The organism is Bradyrhizobium sp. 41S5, from assembly GCF_011516665.3.
GTDB lineage: Bacteria > Pseudomonadota > Alphaproteobacteria > Rhizobiales > Xanthobacteraceae > Bradyrhizobium > Bradyrhizobium quebecense.
In genome coordinates this window covers 1,696,967-1,714,088 of sequence record NZ_CP083721.1, presented here as the reverse complement: position 1 = coordinate 1,714,088, position 17,122 = coordinate 1,696,967, and the positions used below count along the sequence as shown (strand labels likewise).

Annotated in this window: 13 protein-coding genes, 1 tRNA gene and 1 pseudogene; 8 read left to right on the top strand and 7 right to left on the bottom strand. The window is 64.6% G+C overall.

Features of this window, described 5'->3' with window-relative positions; genetic code table 11:
- Positions 1 to 20: 20 nt before the first annotated feature.
- Positions 21 to 95, bottom strand: a tRNA-Val gene (locus HAP47_RS08050).
- A 79-nt stretch (positions 96 to 174) separates the two neighbouring features.
- A complete protein-coding gene (gene cpdR, locus HAP47_RS08045) occupies positions 175 to 534 on the bottom strand; it encodes a cell cycle two-component system response regulator CpdR (protein ID WP_092123795.1) in 360 nt (119 codons plus the stop codon).
- A gap of 305 nt (positions 535 to 839) precedes the next feature.
- On the opposite strand from cpdR, the gene HAP47_RS08040 reads away from it, so the two are divergent.
- The 3 genes and pseudogenes from HAP47_RS08040 to HAP47_RS08030 form a co-directional block, all read left to right on the top strand.
- Positions 840 to 1,727, top strand: coding sequence for an N-formylglutamate amidohydrolase (locus tag HAP47_RS08040; RefSeq protein WP_173638707.1), 888 nt, complete (start codon positions 840 to 842; stop codon positions 1,725 to 1,727).
- 567 nt (positions 1,728 to 2,294) lie between these two features.
- Positions 2,295 to 3,074: a histidinol-phosphatase gene (gene hisN, locus HAP47_RS08035; protein ID WP_173638708.1), complete on the top strand. Its 780-nt coding sequence runs from the start codon at positions 2,295 to 2,297 to the stop codon at positions 3,072 to 3,074.
- Between the two features lie 86 nt (positions 3,075 to 3,160).
- A pseudogene (locus HAP47_RS08030) lies at positions 3,161 to 3,516 on the top strand (Bug family tripartite tricarboxylate transporter substrate binding protein); the annotation flags it as partial.
- A 63-nt stretch (positions 3,517 to 3,579) separates the two neighbouring features.
- On the opposite strand, the gene HAP47_RS08025 reads toward HAP47_RS08030, so the two are convergent.
- The gene (locus tag HAP47_RS08025) at positions 3,580 to 3,735 is read right to left on the bottom strand and encodes a hypothetical protein (protein ID WP_210285734.1); all 156 of its coding nucleotides are present in this window, start codon (positions 3,733 to 3,735) and stop codon (positions 3,580 to 3,582) included.
- A gap of 19 nt (positions 3,736 to 3,754) precedes the next feature.
- Positions 3,755 to 4,648, bottom strand: a complete 894-nt coding sequence (locus HAP47_RS08020) for a LysR family transcriptional regulator (RefSeq protein WP_173638709.1) — start codon at positions 4,646 to 4,648, stop codon at positions 3,755 to 3,757.
- Positions 4,649 to 4,739: 91 nt separating this feature from the next.
- On the opposite strand from HAP47_RS08020, the gene HAP47_RS08015 reads away from it, so the two are divergent.
- Entirely contained in the window at positions 4,740 to 5,492 is a 753-nt protein-coding gene (locus HAP47_RS08015; RefSeq protein WP_173638710.1) for a sulfite exporter TauE/SafE family protein, read from the top strand.
- A 4-nt stretch (positions 5,493 to 5,496) separates the two neighbouring features.
- On the opposite strand, the gene HAP47_RS08010 is transcribed toward HAP47_RS08015, so the two are convergent.
- Entirely contained in the window at positions 5,497 to 6,132 is a 636-nt protein-coding gene (locus HAP47_RS08010) for a LysE family translocator (RefSeq protein ID WP_173638711.1), read from the bottom strand.
- 239 nt (positions 6,133 to 6,371) lie between these two features.
- Here HAP47_RS08010 and HAP47_RS08005 point away from each other — a divergent pair, with 239 nt between their 5' ends.
- Entirely contained in the window at positions 6,372 to 8,171 is a 1,800-nt protein-coding gene (locus tag HAP47_RS08005) for an adenylate/guanylate cyclase domain-containing protein (protein ID WP_173638712.1), read from the top strand.
- A 60-nt stretch (positions 8,172 to 8,231) separates the two neighbouring features.
- Complete coding sequence (locus HAP47_RS08000) at positions 8,232 to 8,891, top strand: hypothetical protein (RefSeq protein WP_173638713.1); 660 nt, start codon at positions 8,232 to 8,234, stop codon at positions 8,889 to 8,891.
- Between the two features lie 164 nt (positions 8,892 to 9,055).
- On the opposite strand, the gene HAP47_RS07995 is transcribed toward HAP47_RS08000, so the two are convergent.
- Positions 9,056 to 10,003: an alpha/beta fold hydrolase gene (locus HAP47_RS07995; protein WP_173638714.1), complete on the bottom strand. Its 948-nt coding sequence runs from the start codon at positions 10,001 to 10,003 to the stop codon at positions 9,056 to 9,058.
- Between the two features lie 222 nt (positions 10,004 to 10,225).
- Here HAP47_RS07995 and HAP47_RS07990 point away from each other — a divergent pair, with 222 nt between their 5' ends.
- Positions 10,226 to 10,702: an Hsp20 family protein gene (locus HAP47_RS07990; protein WP_176396228.1), complete on the top strand. Its 477-nt coding sequence runs from the start codon at positions 10,226 to 10,228 to the stop codon at positions 10,700 to 10,702.
- A 255-nt stretch (positions 10,703 to 10,957) separates the two neighbouring features.
- Here the strand turns inward: HAP47_RS07990 and HAP47_RS07985 are convergent, their stop codons facing one another.
- The gene (locus tag HAP47_RS07985) at positions 10,958 to 11,761 is read right to left on the bottom strand and encodes a hypothetical protein (protein WP_173638715.1); all 804 of its coding nucleotides are present in this window, start codon (positions 11,759 to 11,761) and stop codon (positions 10,958 to 10,960) included.
- A gap of 470 nt (positions 11,762 to 12,231) precedes the next feature.
- Here HAP47_RS07985 and gltB point away from each other — a divergent pair, with 470 nt between their 5' ends.
- On the top strand, positions 12,232 to 16,995 hold the full coding sequence (gene gltB, locus HAP47_RS07980) for a glutamate synthase large subunit (protein ID WP_173638716.1): 4,764 nt from the start codon (positions 12,232 to 12,234) through the stop codon (positions 16,993 to 16,995).
- Positions 16,996 to 17,122 lie beyond the last annotated feature (127 nt).

Sequence of the window (17,122 nt, the reverse complement as noted above, 5' to 3'; positions counted from 1 at the left end):
AAGCCCGTCAGGGCGAAGCGTGGTGGGTGCGACAGGGATCGAACCTGTGACCCCTACCATGTCAAGGTAGTGCTCTCCCGCTGAGCTACGCACCCAAAGCCATGTTTGGATCGGGTCCCTATAACGGACACCGGCGGGGCAGGCAAGGATACAAAGTGAAGGTTTTTTGGCGAATCAGGCCGCCAGCAACTTATTCACTTCGCTAACCAATTCCCGGAGGTGCACGGGTTTGGACAGCACCTTGGCGTTTTTCGGCGCCTCCGAATCGGAATTGAGGGCCACCGCGGCAAAGCCGGTGATGAACATGATCTTGATGTCGGGATCGAGTTCCGAGGCACGGCGCGCCAGCTCGATGCCGTCCATCTCGGGCATCACGATGTCGGTGAGCAGCATTTCGAACGGCTCCTCACGCAGCCGCTGATAGGCCGACATGCCGTTGTCGTGCGGCGAGACCTTGAAACCTGCATTTTCCAGTGCCTTGACCAGAAAGCGGCGCATATCGGTGTCGTCTTCGGCGAGAAGAATTTTCGGCATGGCAGGGATCGTCGAATCCGGCTTGAGGAGCAGTCCGAACAGTAAGCCCGACAGACGGTAAATTTCGGGTGAAATTTGCGTCAAGCCAGCGGCAAATGCGCGCCAGCCATTTGTGGACCGAACCACGCATCGAATCAACCTTGTGCGGCATTTTCCGCCTTTAAGACGCGTTTCAGCCCGCGCCACACTCTTTTCACTTGGCAGAATGATCGCGATTACCGACAATGCCCGCCCATAAATCTCCGCCTTTCCGGCAGAATCAGTTCTTGCTGGGCGAGGCGGACGCAAGGGACGGCGCCAAGGGAATGACCGAATTTGCTGGCGAGTTGTCGCCCCCGTTCGAGATCGTTGAGCCGCAGGCCTGGCGTGCGCCGATCATCTTCAATTCCCCGCATTCGGGCTCGGCCTACCCGGCCGAGTTCCTCGAGGCGTCGCGAATCGACGTGGCGGCGCTGCGCCGCTCCGAAGACTCCTTCATGGACGAATTGATCGCTGGATTGAGCGATCGCGGCTTTCCGATCATCCGGGTCAACTTCCCGCGTTCCTATGTCGACGTGAACCGCGAGCCCTATGAGCTCGACCCGCGCATGTTCACCGGGCGGCTGCCGAGCTTTGCCAACACGCGCTCGATGCGGGTGGCCGGCGGCCTCGGCACCATCCCGCGCGTGGTCGGCGACGGCCAGGAGATCTACCGCGAGCGGCTCGACGTCGACGAGGCGCTGCGGCGGATCGAGGTGCTCTACAAGCCTTATCACCGCGCACTGCGCCGGCTGATCAACAAGGCGCACCAGGCGTTCGGTGCCGTGATTTTGGTCGATTGCCATTCGATGCCGTCGGTCGGGGTCTCGCGCGACGAGCCGCGCCGGCCCGACGTCGTGATCGGCGACCGCTACGGCACGAGCTGCGCGCCGCTGCTGCCCGATCTGGTCGAGGAGATGATGAGCTCGCTCGGCTATTCGATCGGTCGCAACAAGCCCTATGCCGGCGGCTTCATCACCGAGCATTACGGCAACCCGGCGAGCGGCCTGCACACCGTGCAGATCGAGCTCAACCGAGCGGTCTATATGGATGAGCGCCAACGCGAGCGCGGACCGCGCTTCGCCCAGGTGGCGGCCGACTTTGCGTCGCTCGCGGATGCGCTTGCAAAAATTCCGTTCGGGGATCTCGGCCCGTTCCAGGCGGCCGCGGAGTAGATTCTTCGTCGGGCACCCGTGGTGCCGCAAGTCATGAACCGGGAATTCAAATTGGCGACGCGATAGGCGCCGAATAGGATTCTCAGTTCACTCGCGGAAATGACGGCCCCAAAGAAAAAAGGGCCGCTTGAATGAACAAGCGGCCCAAGTCTAGGGAGGAAACGCCCAAGGAGGGCAGCGATAGCGCGAGGCGCTACCGCACCGCAACAATATGCGACCGCGCCGCACAAAACGCAAGAACTTTCGAAACATTTCTTCTGTAATGTTGGTAAGTCTGGCGAAACTGCAACACGGCCCGCGGGCCAAATTAAGGTGTTTAATATCAATGTCTTACACGAGAAATCGAGATCGGGCAGCGTTCAGCGCATAGCTTGTATACCAGAACTCGCAACTTCGTGATCCGCCCCGAAGCCAGGGAGACTTTCGAATCGAAGCCAAATCGAAAGTCCGGAACCGCATCATCAGGCTGGGATAACACTCCGTTAATCGTGCGCGCCGCATGGGATTAAGCTAGGCAAGAGCACATCCGGTATCCATCGCGTCGTTTGCGCATTTCAGGGACATGCCGTGACGGTCATCGACTTTACCGCCTTCATCGGCCGCCTCGCGACCGCATCCGGCGAAACCATCCTGCCTTTCTTCCGCACCTCGCTCTCGGTCGACAACAAGAGCTCGAGCGATTTCGATCCGGTCACCGAGGCGGACCGGGCCGCCGAAGCCGTGATGCGGCGGCTGATCAAGGCGAACTTCCCCCAGCACGGCATTGTCGGCGAAGAATTCGGCAATGAGCGCCAGGACGCCGACTATGTCTGGGTGCTCGATCCGATCGACGGCACGAAGTCGTTCATCGCCGGCTTTCCGATCTGGGGCACGCTGATCGCGCTGCTGCACAAAGGTACGCCGGTATTTGGCATGATGCACCAGCCCTATATCGGCGAGCGCTTCTCCGGCGACAACGGCTCGGCACATTACTCCGGGCCGTCGGGCGAGCGGCGGCTCTCGGTGCGGCGCTGCGCCTCGCTGAAGGAGGCGACCGTCTTCACCACCAGCCCGCTGCTGATGAATCCGGATGACCGCGCCCGCTTCGGCCGCGTCGAGCAAGCGGCGCGCCTGTCGCGCTACGGCGGCGACTGCTACTCCTATTGCATGCTCGCGGCCGGCCATCTCGACCTCGTGGTCGAGACCGAGCTGAAACCCTACGACATTGCCGGCCTGATCCCGATCGTCACCGGCGCCGGCGGCGTCGTCACCACCTGGGACGGCAAGCCGGCGCAAGGCGGCGGCCGCATCATCGCAGCCGGTGACCCGCGCGTGCACGAAGCCGCGATGAAGCTGCTCAACGCCTGATCCTTGCTCCGCCTGATTTCTTGAGTTGCCGGGCGATTGATCTGCGCCCATCCTGATGGCAACGAGAAAAGTCAGGGACGGGCGACATGACGATGTGCGGCAGGCTGCTGGCAGCCATTCTCCTGCTTCTCGCGCCCGTCACCGCCAGCGCCCAGCAGTTCCCGACCAAGCCGATCCGGGTGATCGTGCCGTTCCCGCCCTGCGGGCCGAACGACATCATCGCGCGGGTGATCGGGCAGAAGATCTCGGAACTGGTGAAGCAACCGATCATCGTCGACAACCGCGCCGGCCAGGGCGGCGTGCTCGGCACCGATGCGGTCGCCAAGGCCGCACCCGACGGCTACACGGTTGCGATCGCGAGCGCCGGCGCGCTGGCGATCAGCCCGAGCATGAAAAGGTCGCCTACGACACGCTGAAGGATCTCGCACCGGTGACGCTGGTCGGCGACACCGGAGCACTTTCGCGACTTCATCGCCGCCGACATCAAGAAACGGGCAAAGGTGATTCAGGACGCCGGCGCGGCGACGGCGAAGCAAGACCAGTCGAGCCCGCCGAACGCGCCGCCGGCATCGATGTGCTCATGCGCCAGATCGAGCTCGCCGATCAGCCACATCACCTTCTGCATGTTGAACGAACTGCGCCGTCCCCAGACCCTGAGCATTGCAGTCTCCTCGGCTTCGTCAGCGCTGCGCTTCGGCCCGCAGATATTCCACCAGCTGCTTCGCCGCGCGCGGCAATGCCTTGAAGCTGCGCGCGCAGATCGTCAACCGGCGGTTGGCCCAGGCGTCGCGGATCCTGATCGTCGTGATCGGCATCGCCGCCGCGCAGCGTCGCGCCGCGGTTTCCGGGATCACCGCGATGCCAACATCGGCGGCGACCATCTGGCAGATGGCGTCGAAGCCGCGCAGGCGGGCGCGGAAGCGCAACCGCGCCCCGAGCTTTGCCGCGTGTCGCGAAATATGGACCTGCAGCGCCGACGTCGCCGTGAGGCCGACGAAATCGCGGCCGACCACCTCCTGGAAGTCGATCTGGCGGCGGCCGCCGAGATTACTGCGGCGCGACGCCACCAGCATCAGGCGGTCCTCGCTGAACAGGAAACGCTCGACGCTGTCGGGCAGCGCGTGTTCGGCGGCGAAACCGAGATCGGCGGCGCCGCTCGCGATCGCGGTCGCGATATCGGTGCTCTCGCGCTCCTCGACGTCGACGCTGATATCGGGATGTTCGTGCAGGAACGCCGCCAGCGCCCGCGGCAGATGCTCCGACAGGCCCGAGGTGTTGGCGAGCAGCAGCACATTGGCGCGGACGCCGCTGGCATAGGCGGCGAGATCACTCTGCAGGGCCTCGACATTATGCATCACGATCCGCGCGTGACCGAGCAGGCTCTCGCCCGCCGCCGTCAGTTCGACGCCGCGACGGCCGCGCTTGAGCAGCGCGACGCCGAGCGCCTCCTCGAGGCCCTTGATTCGCTCGCTTGCCGAGGCTAGCGCAAGGTTTGCGCGCGCCGCGCCCTGGGTGATGCTGCGTGCATCCGCCACCGCGATGAACAATTGCAAGTCGATCAGGTCGAACCGCATAACGTTTCCCGTTCCGCCCTTCGGGTGATCCGAAGGCTAACTCCGTAACCTCCAGATTGTGCCGATCGGCTCGATCGGTCAATGTGCAGCCATGGTCGACCATCTCCTGATCTTCATCGCCTTCGCCTTTCTGCTCGCCGGTTTCGTCAAGGGGACACTCGGCCTCGGTCTGCCGACGGTCGCGATGGGACTGCTGGCAACCACGATGGCGCCGGGCCAGGCAATTGCGATCGTGATCGTGCCGGCGATCGTCACCAATATCTGGCAGACCTTCGTCGGCCCGTATCTGCGCGACATCCTCAAGCGGCTGTGGCCGCTGATGCTCGGCACCGTCGTTGGAATCTGGATCAATGCCGGACTATTGACTGGGCCTTACGCGGCCTACGGCACCGTCGTGCTCGGCGCGCTGCTGGTGATCTACGCGATCGTCGGCCTGAGCAGATTCAACTTCAAGGTCGCGCGGCGCCACGAGAGATGGATCGGCGGCATCGTCGGCGTCATCACCGGGCTGATCTCGGCGGCAACCGGCGTCCAGGTCGTTCCCTCGATGCCGTTCATGCAGGCGATCGGCATGGAGCGGGACGAACTGGTGCAGGCGCTCGGCGTCTTCTTCACCACCGCGACCATCGCACTCGCCTTCAATCTCACGGCCTCGGGCCTGCTGACCGCGGCCACCGCGCTGCCGGGTGCGGTGGCGATGGTGACGTCGTTCACCGGCATGTTCATCGGCCAGGCGGTCCGCACGCGGATGCAGCCCGACGTCTTCCGCCGCTGGTTCCTGATCTCGATGATCCTGCTCGGCATCTATCTCGCCGGCAGCGCGCTGCTCAAGATCCACGGCTGAGAACCTAGCGCGCCTCCAGCATGGCGACGCGGACGCCGAGATAGACGAAGAGCGCGCCGAGCGAACGGTTGATCCAGGCGATCACGCCGGTCGATTGCCGGATGCGGCCGGCAGCCCGCGCTGCAAAGGCCGCGAGGCCAAGACACCACAGCGTGCCGCCGGTGATGAAGATCAGCCCGAGCACCAGGAAGGCCAGCGTCTTGTGGGCTGAGTCCGCCGCCACGAATTGCGGCAGGAATGCCAGGAAGAACAGCGCCACCTTGGGATTCAGAATGTTGGTCAGCGCCCCCTGCCAGAACACACGCGAGATCGAGGTCTCGTCGCCCTGCCCGGCGATGTCAGCGATCGGCTTGGCGCGCGACAGCAGCATCTGCAGCCCGGTCAGCACCAGATAGGCCGCGCCGATCAGCTTGACGGCCAGGAACGCGGTCGATGACGCCATCAGCAGCGCCGACAGCCCGATCGCCGCGCCCAGCACGTGGACTAGGCAGCCGCAGCTGATACCGATCGCCGCAGCGGCGCCGCCGCGCCATCCGTGCTGAATCGTGCGCCCTATGATATAAGCGGTATCCGGCCCCGGCGTGACATTGAGCAGCAGCCCGGACAGGACAAACAGCCAAAGCTCGTGAATTCCCAGCATCTCGCCCACATTAACCTATGTAAGTAACGAACCCGAAAGGACGATCAGCCCACCTGCGCCATCCCAGCGACACACGAATTCAGTAGAGAAACGGACTGTACGATCCGTTGGTCGCATGCCAATTCCTGCTACTATGCATTATAGGTGCCCGTAAACCGAGCTTCCGCCGGACCCGGCCTGTCTTGTAAGTATCGGATTCGGTCACCCAGGCTAAGTGGCCATTCCAGGGCACAGGAGATATGGAAAGACGGCTCGCTGCCATTCTTTGCGCTGATATCGCCGGCTATTCCCGCATGATGGGTGTCGACGAGGCGGGGACGCATGCCTCGTTCAAGGCGCACCGCAGCGCGATCTACCCGATCATCCTCAACCATGGCGGCCGAATCGTCAAAAACACCGGCGACGGCTTCCTGCTGGAATTTCCGAGCATCATCGGCGCGATCGAGGCAGCTGTCGCGATGCAGACCCTGATGGCCGAGCGCAACGAACATCTGCCGGCCGAACGCGCCATGCACTTCCGGATGGGCGTCCACATGGGCGACGTCATGGCCGACGAGGACGAGGTGTTCGGCGACGACGTCAACATCGCGGTGCGCCTCGAGACCGTCGCCGTGCCCGGCGGCATCGCGGTGTCGGACAAGGCCCGCACCGAGTCAGGGCGGCGGCTTGCCGTCACCCTGGTCGATGCCGGCCCGCACCGCTTCAAGAACATCGCTGAACCGGTCCATGTCTGGACCTGGGCGCCGGCTGGATCCGATCTTCAGGAGAAGACGCCGGATGACGGCCCGCATCTGCCGGGGCAATACCGGACCGCGATCGTCGGCGTGCTGCCGTTCGATAACCTGAGCGGCGGCGCCGACGAATATTTCTCCGACGGCCTGACCGAGGATCTGATCCACGCGCTGTCGCTGCAATCCTTCTACCGCGTGCTGAGCCGCAACTCGACCTTCGCCTACAAGGGCAAGAACGTCTCGACCCGCCTGATCGCGCGCGAAATCGACGCGAGCTATCTGATCCAGGGCTCGGTGCGCCGCGCCGGCAACAAGATCCGCGTCTCCGCCGAGCTGATCGCGCCCGAGAAGGGCGAGCAGCTGTGGACCGGCCGCTACGACCGCGACATGGGCGACCTGTTCGCGATGCAGGACGAGATCACCGCCAACCTCTCCGCCGCGGTGGCCCAGGAGATCTACCGTGCCGAGGCCTCGGCACCGGCGCGCTCGCCGAACGCCGAACTGACCGCGTGGGATCGCTTCCTGAAAGGTCTTTCGCACTACTATCACCAGACCAAGGACGATTGCGAAACCGCGATCGCGCTGTTCAAGGAGGCGATCGAGCTCGACCCGGCGTTGTCGATCGCGCGCGCCTATCTCGCGCTGATCCAGATCCAGAGTGTCCAGTTCGGCTGGATTCGAAGCACGCGCGAATTGTGGGCCTCGTCGGTCAGCCTGGCCGAGAGCAGCGTCCGGCTCGACCCGCGCTCCTCGTTCGCATTTTCGCTGCTGGCCTATCTGCATGCGATGCAGGGCCATTACGAAGCCGCGATGGACGCCATCAAGCGGGCGATCGAGCTCAACCCCTACGACATGGGCGCCCGCGGCGTGCTTGGCATCTGCCATATGGTGATCGGCGATCATCGCAAGGCGGTCGATCTGTTCTCGACGGCGGTTCAGCGCGGCAACAGCGACCCGCGCTACCAATGGGCCGCGCTGAACGCGTTCAGCCATTATCTGCTCGGGCAATATGACGCATCGCTGTCATGGTCGCGCGAGGGGCTGTATCTCAACCCGAACCATCTGCAGTGCCTGGCGGTGCGTAGCGCCGCGCTCGCCCAGCTCGGCCGCGCCGACGAAGCCGCGCAGGCGGCCGAGGCGCTGCTCGCCAATCATCCCGACCTCACGGTCGAACGTCATTTGCGCAATTTCCACTGGAAGAACCCGGCCGACATTGCGCTCTATCGCGAAGGCCTCTTGAAAGCCGGCCTCCCCTTCGGCAAACTCGCTCTGGTTGCATACAACTCGAAATTCGCCGCTGATTCCTGAGCGAATTCATCCACCGGTAATGGATGCTTTTTAGGCAGAAGCTTTTCAGGATGTGGATTGATGTCCGATACGGCTGCAAGCGCGGCACCCGCCCCGCAGGTTTCCCCTGACAATCCCTGCCCGTTCCTGCGTGCGCTGGTCGCCGGCGACTATGTCGGCGGCCATATCGTGCCGCTGCCGAAGCTGACCGAAACCATCGACCGCGCCACCGGCAAGACCGGCTTTCCGGCGCTCAGCGCCGGCGCCAAGATCTTCATGGTCGCGCAGATGGCCAACGGCATCGGTCCGTTCAGCCAGATTCGCAGCCTGTTGCAGGGCGCGATCCTCGACGAGTTGCGCAACGGCCCGCTCGACAAGCACGGCGCCGGCTCGCGCATCCTCGATCAGCATGCCGTCGTGCATGAGGACGAGATCGCGCGGCTCGCCACCTTCGGCACGGACCACAAGGCCCCCGACGGCAGCGTCGAGCGCGGGCTGTCGGCCTCCGAGATCAAGACGTTCATGGCGGCGAACTTCCAGCGCGCCAAGGACGAACATCCGCCGTCCTACGCGATCCTGCACTGCTACTATCCGCTGCTGATGCTCGGCGAGTGGCCGGTGCTGCTCGACATCATGGGCAAAGGCGAAGGCAAGGACCGCTACCTCAGCGTCGCCGAGGTCAGGACCTTGTTCGTGGAAAAGCGCTTTCCCGACCGGATCGTCGCGCTGCTGCAGGGCTAGAGCATGATCCGGAAAAGTGTGAAGCGGTTTTCCGAAAAGATCATGCTCAAACAATAAGCTGAAGCGCGATGACGATTCAACCTGATCTCATCGCGCTTTAGATTTCTCTTTGACGCGTTTTCTTCACGCGAACCGGTATCCACTTCGCTCGAAAACGCTATCGTTCACTTGAACAGCGGCGTGCCCGGCACGAAGGCGTCGAACGCCGCCCAGAATTGCCCGCGGTAGCGATCCTGCTCCTGCAGGATCTCGTGCTTGGAGCCGGCGATCACGAGATGCGAACCGGCGCGCAAATGGTAGGCGAACTCCTCGATCGCCGCCGTCGACACCACCTCGTCATTGCTCGCCGCCAGCATCAGGATCGGCTGGCGGATTTCGGACGGATACGACATGCCGCGAAAAGTGCGCATCGCGGTGAATGCGGTGTCGGCCCAGGCGATCGTCGGCGCAGCGATGCCGAGCGTCGGATCTTCTTCCAGGATCGCCGCGTTGCGCGCGTGGCGCACGGGGTCGCTGGTCACGGGATTACCAATGAAGGGCGCGAGGCCGACCAGTTCGTCGCTGCTGCCCGGAACGTAGCGGCCGCCCTGCCCGGCCAGTCGCATGATCCGGAGCAGCGCGCTTGGAAAGAACGACACGCGCCCGCGCGGCAGGTCGATCATCGGCGCCGACAGTACCATGCGATCGAACCAGCGCTTGCCGGCATGCGCGATCCGCAACATCACCGCGCCACCCATCGAATGCGCCAGCGCGAAATAGGGCGGCGGGCAATCCGGCAGCACCACCTGCTGCACGAAGGTCTCGACGTCGACCTCGTAATCGGCGAAGTCGCGCACGTAACCCTTGCGTGGATCGCGCAGCCGCCGCGACGAATGCCCCTGCCCGCGCCAGTCGATCATCGCCACCGCAAAACCGCGGTCGCGCAGGTCGCGCACGGTCTCGAAATATTTCTCGATCATCTCGCCGCGTCCGCCGAACACGCAGACCGTGCCCTTGCGGCCGGGCGGCGGCGCCCAGCGCGCGAAGCGCAGCTCGGCCCCGTCGGGTGTCTTGATGGTGCCACTGACAACGTCGTCCGGAACCGGGTTGGCGGGGATCGAGACGAGCGTCATGCAGGAGACCGGAGTGGAGGGACAGGGTGGAGATCAAGGACGCCGGCGCCGAAAAAAAGCGACGCGGTTTCCGCCTCTTGAACGCGACGTGACCCCTCCCATATCATCTCAGTGCAGGCCGCTACCAGTGTTTCGGAACCGGAACATCAGGCTGCACACATCTAAGCCCGGCCCGATGGCGGGCGGGTAATTGAAACAGTCGCTCAATGGAGGACTACCCCTATGCGTACCTACGACCTCACTCCGTTTTATCGTTCCACCGTCGGCTTCGACCGCCTCTTCAGCCTGCTCGATCAGGTCACCTCGGACGGCAGCCCCGGCTATCCCCCCTACAACATCGAGCGCACCGGCGAGAATGCTTACCGGATCAGCGTTGCGGTCTCCGGCTTCTCGCAGGCCGAGCTTTCGATCGTCGCGAAGGAAAACACGCTGACGATCAAGGGCGAGAAATCCGCCAACGAGAACTCCGGCAACAGCGCCGAAGTGCTCTATCGCGGCATCGCCTCGCGCGCCTTCGAGCGCGTCTTTCAGCTTGCCGACTTCGTGCAGGTGAAGAACGCTTCGCTCGAGAACGGCCTGCTTCACGTCGATCTCGTCCGCGAGATTCCCGAGGCCAAGAAGCCCCGCAGCATTCCGATCGGCGGCGGCGAGAAGGCCCCGCAGGTGGTTGACGGCTCGGCCAGCAAGGTCGCGGCCTAAGCGACACATCCCGCGTCGGCAGATATTGGCTGAACGCGAAAACGCCCCGGGAAACCGGGGCGTTTTTTGTTGCTGGCTTTCGCGCGAGCCGTTGGCTCCATCCGGCAATCTTCCCCTTCCTCCTGAAAGGGGGAAGGTCGGGATGGGGGTCCGGCCACGGATGACAGTGTTCGCGGAGAGAGCAGATTCCCACCCGCTTTGCTCTCGCGAGCAAAGCGACCTCCCCTTTTCAAGGGGAGGTTTGAAGAGCGTAGATCATTCCAGTCCCTGCACCTTCGGCATTTCCTGGGTCGGCAGGATCGCAGGTGCCGGCGGCGGCGGAGCGGCCTGACCGACGGTCGGAGCTTCGGCTTGCTGGACGGCCTGCGGTGCCGCCGCCTGGGTTTCGGTCGGCTTGGGCGCCGCCGCTGCCTGCTCGGCCGGCGCGGGTGCAGTTGCCGGGCTCGGCGCAGCGGTCGGGGCGACGGCGGCCTGGGCCGCCGGCGCGGGAGCCTGGGCCGCCGCCGGGGCAGAAGCCGGCGCGGGACCGGGCGCTGACCTGGACGCGAGCGGGCTCCGCTTCGGCACCGGCACGCGGCTCGCGACATGCGGGATCGGGAGCGGCGGCCGCGGCACCCTCGCCTGGATCGCCCGCGGCATCGGACCGACCGGGCCGTAGGTCGCGCTCATCTCCTCCTCGTAATTGTCGCCGAGCCGGTAGGCCGGGGTGAAGCGGATGATGTGCCCGTCGCGGGCATCAATCACCAGCCGGCCGTCGTCGCCGCCCTGGTCGATCACCGAGATCGTGTAGACGAAGCCGCGCTGCAGGGGCGCGCCGAGTGGCAGATAGCCGTTTTCGCGCAGCACGGTGTAGACCTCGACCGGCGGCAACAGGCTCGGGACGCGGCCGAAGCGCGGCGGCGGCGGAACCTCCGGCATGGCGGCGTAGGGTCCGCCCATGTCGGATACCCTGACGAAAGACGGGCTGCCAATCCGGACGGACGTTACCAGCTGCGCCTGGGCCGAGGCTGCGCTGAGCGCGAGGGCGGCGGCTGCAACCGAACCTGTGAACAACTTCATCGCCGTAACTCCTGTCTGGCCCGCCTCTCGGAGCTTCCCGCTCTCTTGCCGGCGCGCCGGGCAAAATTTCGGTTTGAATTCCGGCGGTCCTTGGTCCCTCCTTGGGCCAGATCACGGCGTGTTTGCTTCGAATCAGGGGCGCGGCGGGCCCGCCGAGCTGTCCAATCCAAGCATGCGGGCGAGGACTTCCTCGCGCTTGTGTGATAGACAAAAATTTGGCAAGGTCGAGGTTAGGACAGTAAAGCTGTCTCAATTTCGAGGCCATTCCGGCATAGGGATTGCAACGAAACCTCGGCGCCCCGGGCTCCGAGAATGCTGCAGGCAGGGCCGTCCCTTAGGGGACGTTGAAACGCCCGTCGCCTGAATTTAGGAAAATGCGGCTCGCGGCGGACGAGCGGTGGCCCGGTGGGTGCCGCAACGTCCAAGGTGCGCCAAATACGGTGAGGCCCCTTACGAAAGGGAGAGGACACATGAGCGGGTCGGAATTCGAGCGCGAAACCATCGTGACAGGCATGCTGTCGGCGACCGCGGACTCGAAAGCCGCCGATGCAGCGCATGATGCGTCCTTTGGACCGCACACCCCCGAGCTTCACACCTGGCGTCCGCAGGCCGAAGGCCTGTACGACCTGAGCCTGGAAAAGGATTCCTGCGGCGTCGGCTTCATCGCCAACATCAAGGGCCAGAAGTCGCATCAGATCGTCTCCGACGCGCTGAGCATCCTGTGCAACCTCGAGCATCGTGGCGCCGTCGGCGCCGACCCGCGCGCCGGTGACGGCGCCGGCATCCTGGTGCAGATCCCGCACGCCTTCTTCGCGCGCAAGACCTCCGAGCTCGGCTTCAAGCTGCCGAAGCCCGGCGAATACGCCATCGGCGCGCTGTTCATGCCGCGCGATGCCGCGTGGCGGAACGTGATCAAGAGCATCATCGCCGACGAGATCAAGAACGAGGGCTTCAAGCTGCTCGGCTGGCGCGACGTGCCGTCGGACAACTCGTCGCTCGGCGTCACCGTGAAGCCGACCGAGCCCTATCACATGCAGGTCTTCATCGGCCGCAACAACGCAGTCAAGACCGAGGACGATTTCGAGCGCCGGCTCTATATCCTGCGCAAGTCGATCTCGCAGGCGATCTATCAGCGCCGCGACCGCGGCATGGCGGGCTATTACCCGTGCTCGCTGTCGTGTCGGACCGTGATCTACAAGGGCATGTTCCTCGCCGACCAGCTCGGCAAGTACTATCCCGACCTGCATGAAGCGGATTTCGACAGCGCGCTGGCGCTGGTGCATCAGCGTTTCTCGACCAACACCTTCCCGACCTGGTCGCTGGCGCATCCCTACCGGATGATCGCCCATAACGGCGAAATCAACACGCTGCGCGGCAACGTCAACTGGATGGCGGCGCGGCAGGCTTCCGTACATTCGGAGCTCTACGGCAAGGACATCAGCCGCCTGTGGCCGATCTCCTATGAAGGACAGAGCGACACCGCCTGCTTCGACAACGCGCTCGAATTCCTGGTGCAGGGCGGCTACTCGCTGCCGCACGCCGTGATGATGATGATTCCGGAAGCGTGGGCCGGCAATCCCCTGATGGATGAGCAGCGCCGCGCCTTCTACGAATATCACGCCGCGCTGATGGAGCCGTGGGACGGCCCGGCCGCGATCGCCTTCACCGACGGCCGCAAGATCGGCGCGACGCTCGACCGCAACGGCCTGCGCCCCGCCCGCTATCTCGTCACCAAGGACGACCGCATCGTGATGGCGTCCGAAATGGGCGTGCTGAAGATTCCGGAGGACCAGATCGTCACCAAGTGGCGGCTGCAGCCCGGCAAGATGCTGCTCGTCGACCTCGAGCAGGGCCGCCTGATTCCCGACGACGAGATCAAGGCCGACCTCGCCAAGAGCCATCCCTATAGTGACTGGCTGCATCGCACCCAGATCCAGCTCGAGGAGTTGCCGGATGCGCCGGCCAAGGGCGTGCGCTCCAACCTGCCGCTGCTCGATCGCCAGCAGGCGTTCGGCTACAGCCAGGAAGACATCACCATCCTGATGACGCCGATGGCGGCCACGGGTGAGGAGGCAGCCGGCTCGATGGGCAACGACACGCCGATCTCGGCGCTGTCGGACAAGCCGAAGCAGCTGTTCACCTACTTCAAGCAGAACTTCGCGCAGGTGACCAACCCGCCGATCGACCCGATCCGCGAAGAGATCGTGATGAGCCTCGTCTCGATCATCGGGCCGCGGCCGAACCTGTTCGACCTGCAGGGCGTCGCCTCGACCCAGCGCCTCGAAGTACGGCAGCCGATCCTGACCGATGCCGATCTCGAGAAGATCCGCTCGATCTCCGACGTTCCCGAGACCCACTTCAAGTCGCGCACGCTCGACACCACCTTCCACGCCGGCTTCGGCGCGGCGGGCATGGAGCAGGTGCTCGACGAGCTTTGCGCCCGCGCCGAGGGCGCGGTGCGCGAGGGCATCAACATCATCATCCTGTCCGATCGCATGACCGGCACCGACCGGATTCCGATCCCGTCGCTGCTCGCCTGCGCCGCCGTGCATCATCATCTGATCCGCACCGGCCTGCGCACTTCGGTCGGCCTCGTCGTGGAGTCGGGTGAGCCGCGCGAAGTGCATCACTTCGCCTGCCTCGCCGGCTACGGCGCCGAAGCGATCAACCCCTATCTCGCGTTCGAAACCATCCTCGCGATGAAGGACCGGCTGCCCGGCGCGCTCGACGACTACGAGATCGTCAAGCGCTACATCAAGTCGATCGGCAAGGGCCTGCTCAAGGTGATGTCCAAGATGGGCATCTCGACCTATCAGTCCTATTGCGGCGCGCAGATCTTCGATGCGGTCGGCCTCAAGGCGGACTTCGTCGCCAAGTATTTCGCCGGCACCCACACGCGGATCGAGGGCGTCGGCCTCGGCGAGATCGCCGAGGAGACCGTGCGGCGCCACACCGATGCGTTCGGCGACGGCCAGATCTACAAGAGCGCGCTCGATGTCGGCGGCGAATATGCCTACCGCACCCGCGGCGAAGACCATGCCTGGACCGCGGAATCGGTCTCGACGCTGCAGCATGCCGTGCGCGGCAACTCGCTGGAGCGCTACCGGGCGTTCGCCAAGATCCTCAACGAGCAGTCCGAGCGTCTGCTGACGCTGCGCGGCCTGTTCCGGATCAAGAGCGCCGAGGACGACAAGCGCAAGCCGGTCAAGCTCGAGGACGTCGAGCCGGCCAAGGACATCGTCAAGCGGTTCTCGACCGGCGCGATGTCGTTCGGCTCGATCTCGCGCGAGGCGCACACCACGCTCGCGATCGCGATGAACCGGATCGGCGGCAAGTCGAACACCGGCGAAGGCGGCGAGGAGTCCGACCGCTTCAAGCCGCTTCCCAACGGCGATTCGATGCGCTCGGCGATCAAGCAGGTCGCCTCGGGCCGGTTCGGCGTGACGACGGAATATCTCGTCAATTCCGACATGATGCAGATCAAGATGGCGCAGGGTGCCAAGCCCGGCGAAGGCGGCCAGTTGCCCGGCCACAAGGTCGACGCGACGATCGCGCGCGTCCGGCATTCGACGCCGGGTGTCGGCCTGATCTCGCCGCCGCCGCATCACGACATCTACTCGATCGAAGACCTCGCCCAGCTGATCTACGACCTCAAGAACGTCAATCCGGACGGCCAGGTCTCGGTCAAGCTGGTGTCCGAAGTCGGCGTCGGCACGGTTGCGGCCGGCGTCGCCAAGGCGCGCGCCGACCATGTGACCATCGCGGGCTTCGAGGGCGGCACCGGTGCCTCGCCCCTGACCTCGATCAAGCATGCCGGCTCGCCGTGGGAGATCGGCCTTGCCGAAACCCATCAGACGCTGGTGCGCCAGCGCCTGCGCAGCCGTATCGCGGTCCAGGTCGACGGCGGTTTCCGCACCGGCCGTGACGTCGTGATCGGCGCGCTGCTCGGGGCCGACGAATTCGGCTTCGCCACCGCGCCGTTGATCGCGGCGGGCTGCATCATGATGCGCAAGTGCCACCTCAACACCTGCCCGGTCGGCGTCGCGACCCAGGATCCGGTGCTGCGCAAGCGCTTCACCGGCCAGCCCGAGCACGTCATCAACTACTTCTTCTTCGTCGCCGAGGAAGTGCGCGAGATCATGGCGCAGCTCGGCTTCAAGACGTTCGACGAGATGGTCGGCCAGGTCCAGATGCTGGACCAGACCGCGCTGGTCTCGCACTGGAAGGCCAAGGGCCTCGATTTCTCCAAGCTGTTCGTGCGGCAGAAGGAGGAGAAGGGCCAGACGATCTATCACTCGGAAGGCCAGAATCACCATCTGGAAGCCGTGCTCGATCGCCGGCTGATCGAGAAGGCGCAGGCCGCGCTCGATCGCGGTGCGCCGGTCAAGATCGAGGAAGAGATCAACAACACCGACCGTTCCGCCGGCGCGATGCTGTCGGGCGCGGTGGCCAAGATCTACGGTCATGCCGGCCTTCCGCTCGACACCATCCATGTCGGCCTGAAGGGCACGGCGGGACAGGCGTTCGGCGCCTGGCTCGCCAAGGGCGTCACCTTCGAGCTCGAGGGTGAAGGCAACGACTATGTCGGCAAGGGCCTCTCGGGCGGCTGCATCATCGTCAAGCCGCCGAGGAACTCCGGCATCGTGCCGGAGGAATCGATCATCGTCGGCAACACCGTGATGTACGGCGCGATCGCGGGCGAGTGCTACTTCCGCGGCATCGCCGGCGAGCGCTTCGCGGTGCGCAACTCCGGCGCGGTCGCGGTCGTCGAAGGCGCCGGCGATCATTGCTGCGAGTACATGACCGGCGGCATCGTGGTGGTGCTCGGCAAGACGGGACGCAACTTCGCGGCCGGCATGTCCGGCGGCATCGCCTATGTGCTGGACGAGAGCGGCGACTTCAGCAAGCTCTGCAACCTTTCGATGGTCGAGCTGGAGCCGGTGCTGTCGGAGGAGATGATCAACGAAGGCACCTATCATCACTCCGGCGATCTCGAGGCGCATGGCCGGGTCGACGTGTTCCAGAACCTGCTCGATTCCGACGTGGAGCGGTTGCATGTCCTGATCACCCGTCACGCCAAGCTGACCGGCTCGAAGAAGGCGGCCGAGATCCTCGCCGACTGGAAGAGCTGGCTGCCGAAATTCCGCAAGGTGATGCCGGTGGAGTACCGCCGCGCGCTGAAGGAAATGAAGGCCAACGCCGACGCCGAGCCGAAAATCGCGATCGGCGCGTAATATCACCGGGCGTCATTCCGGGGCGCGCCATCGGCGCGAGCCCGGAATCTCGCCAAACCACTTCGAGACCTCCGGGTCTGCGCCTCGCGGCGCAGCCCGGAATGACGGACAACTGAGATGCAGGGGC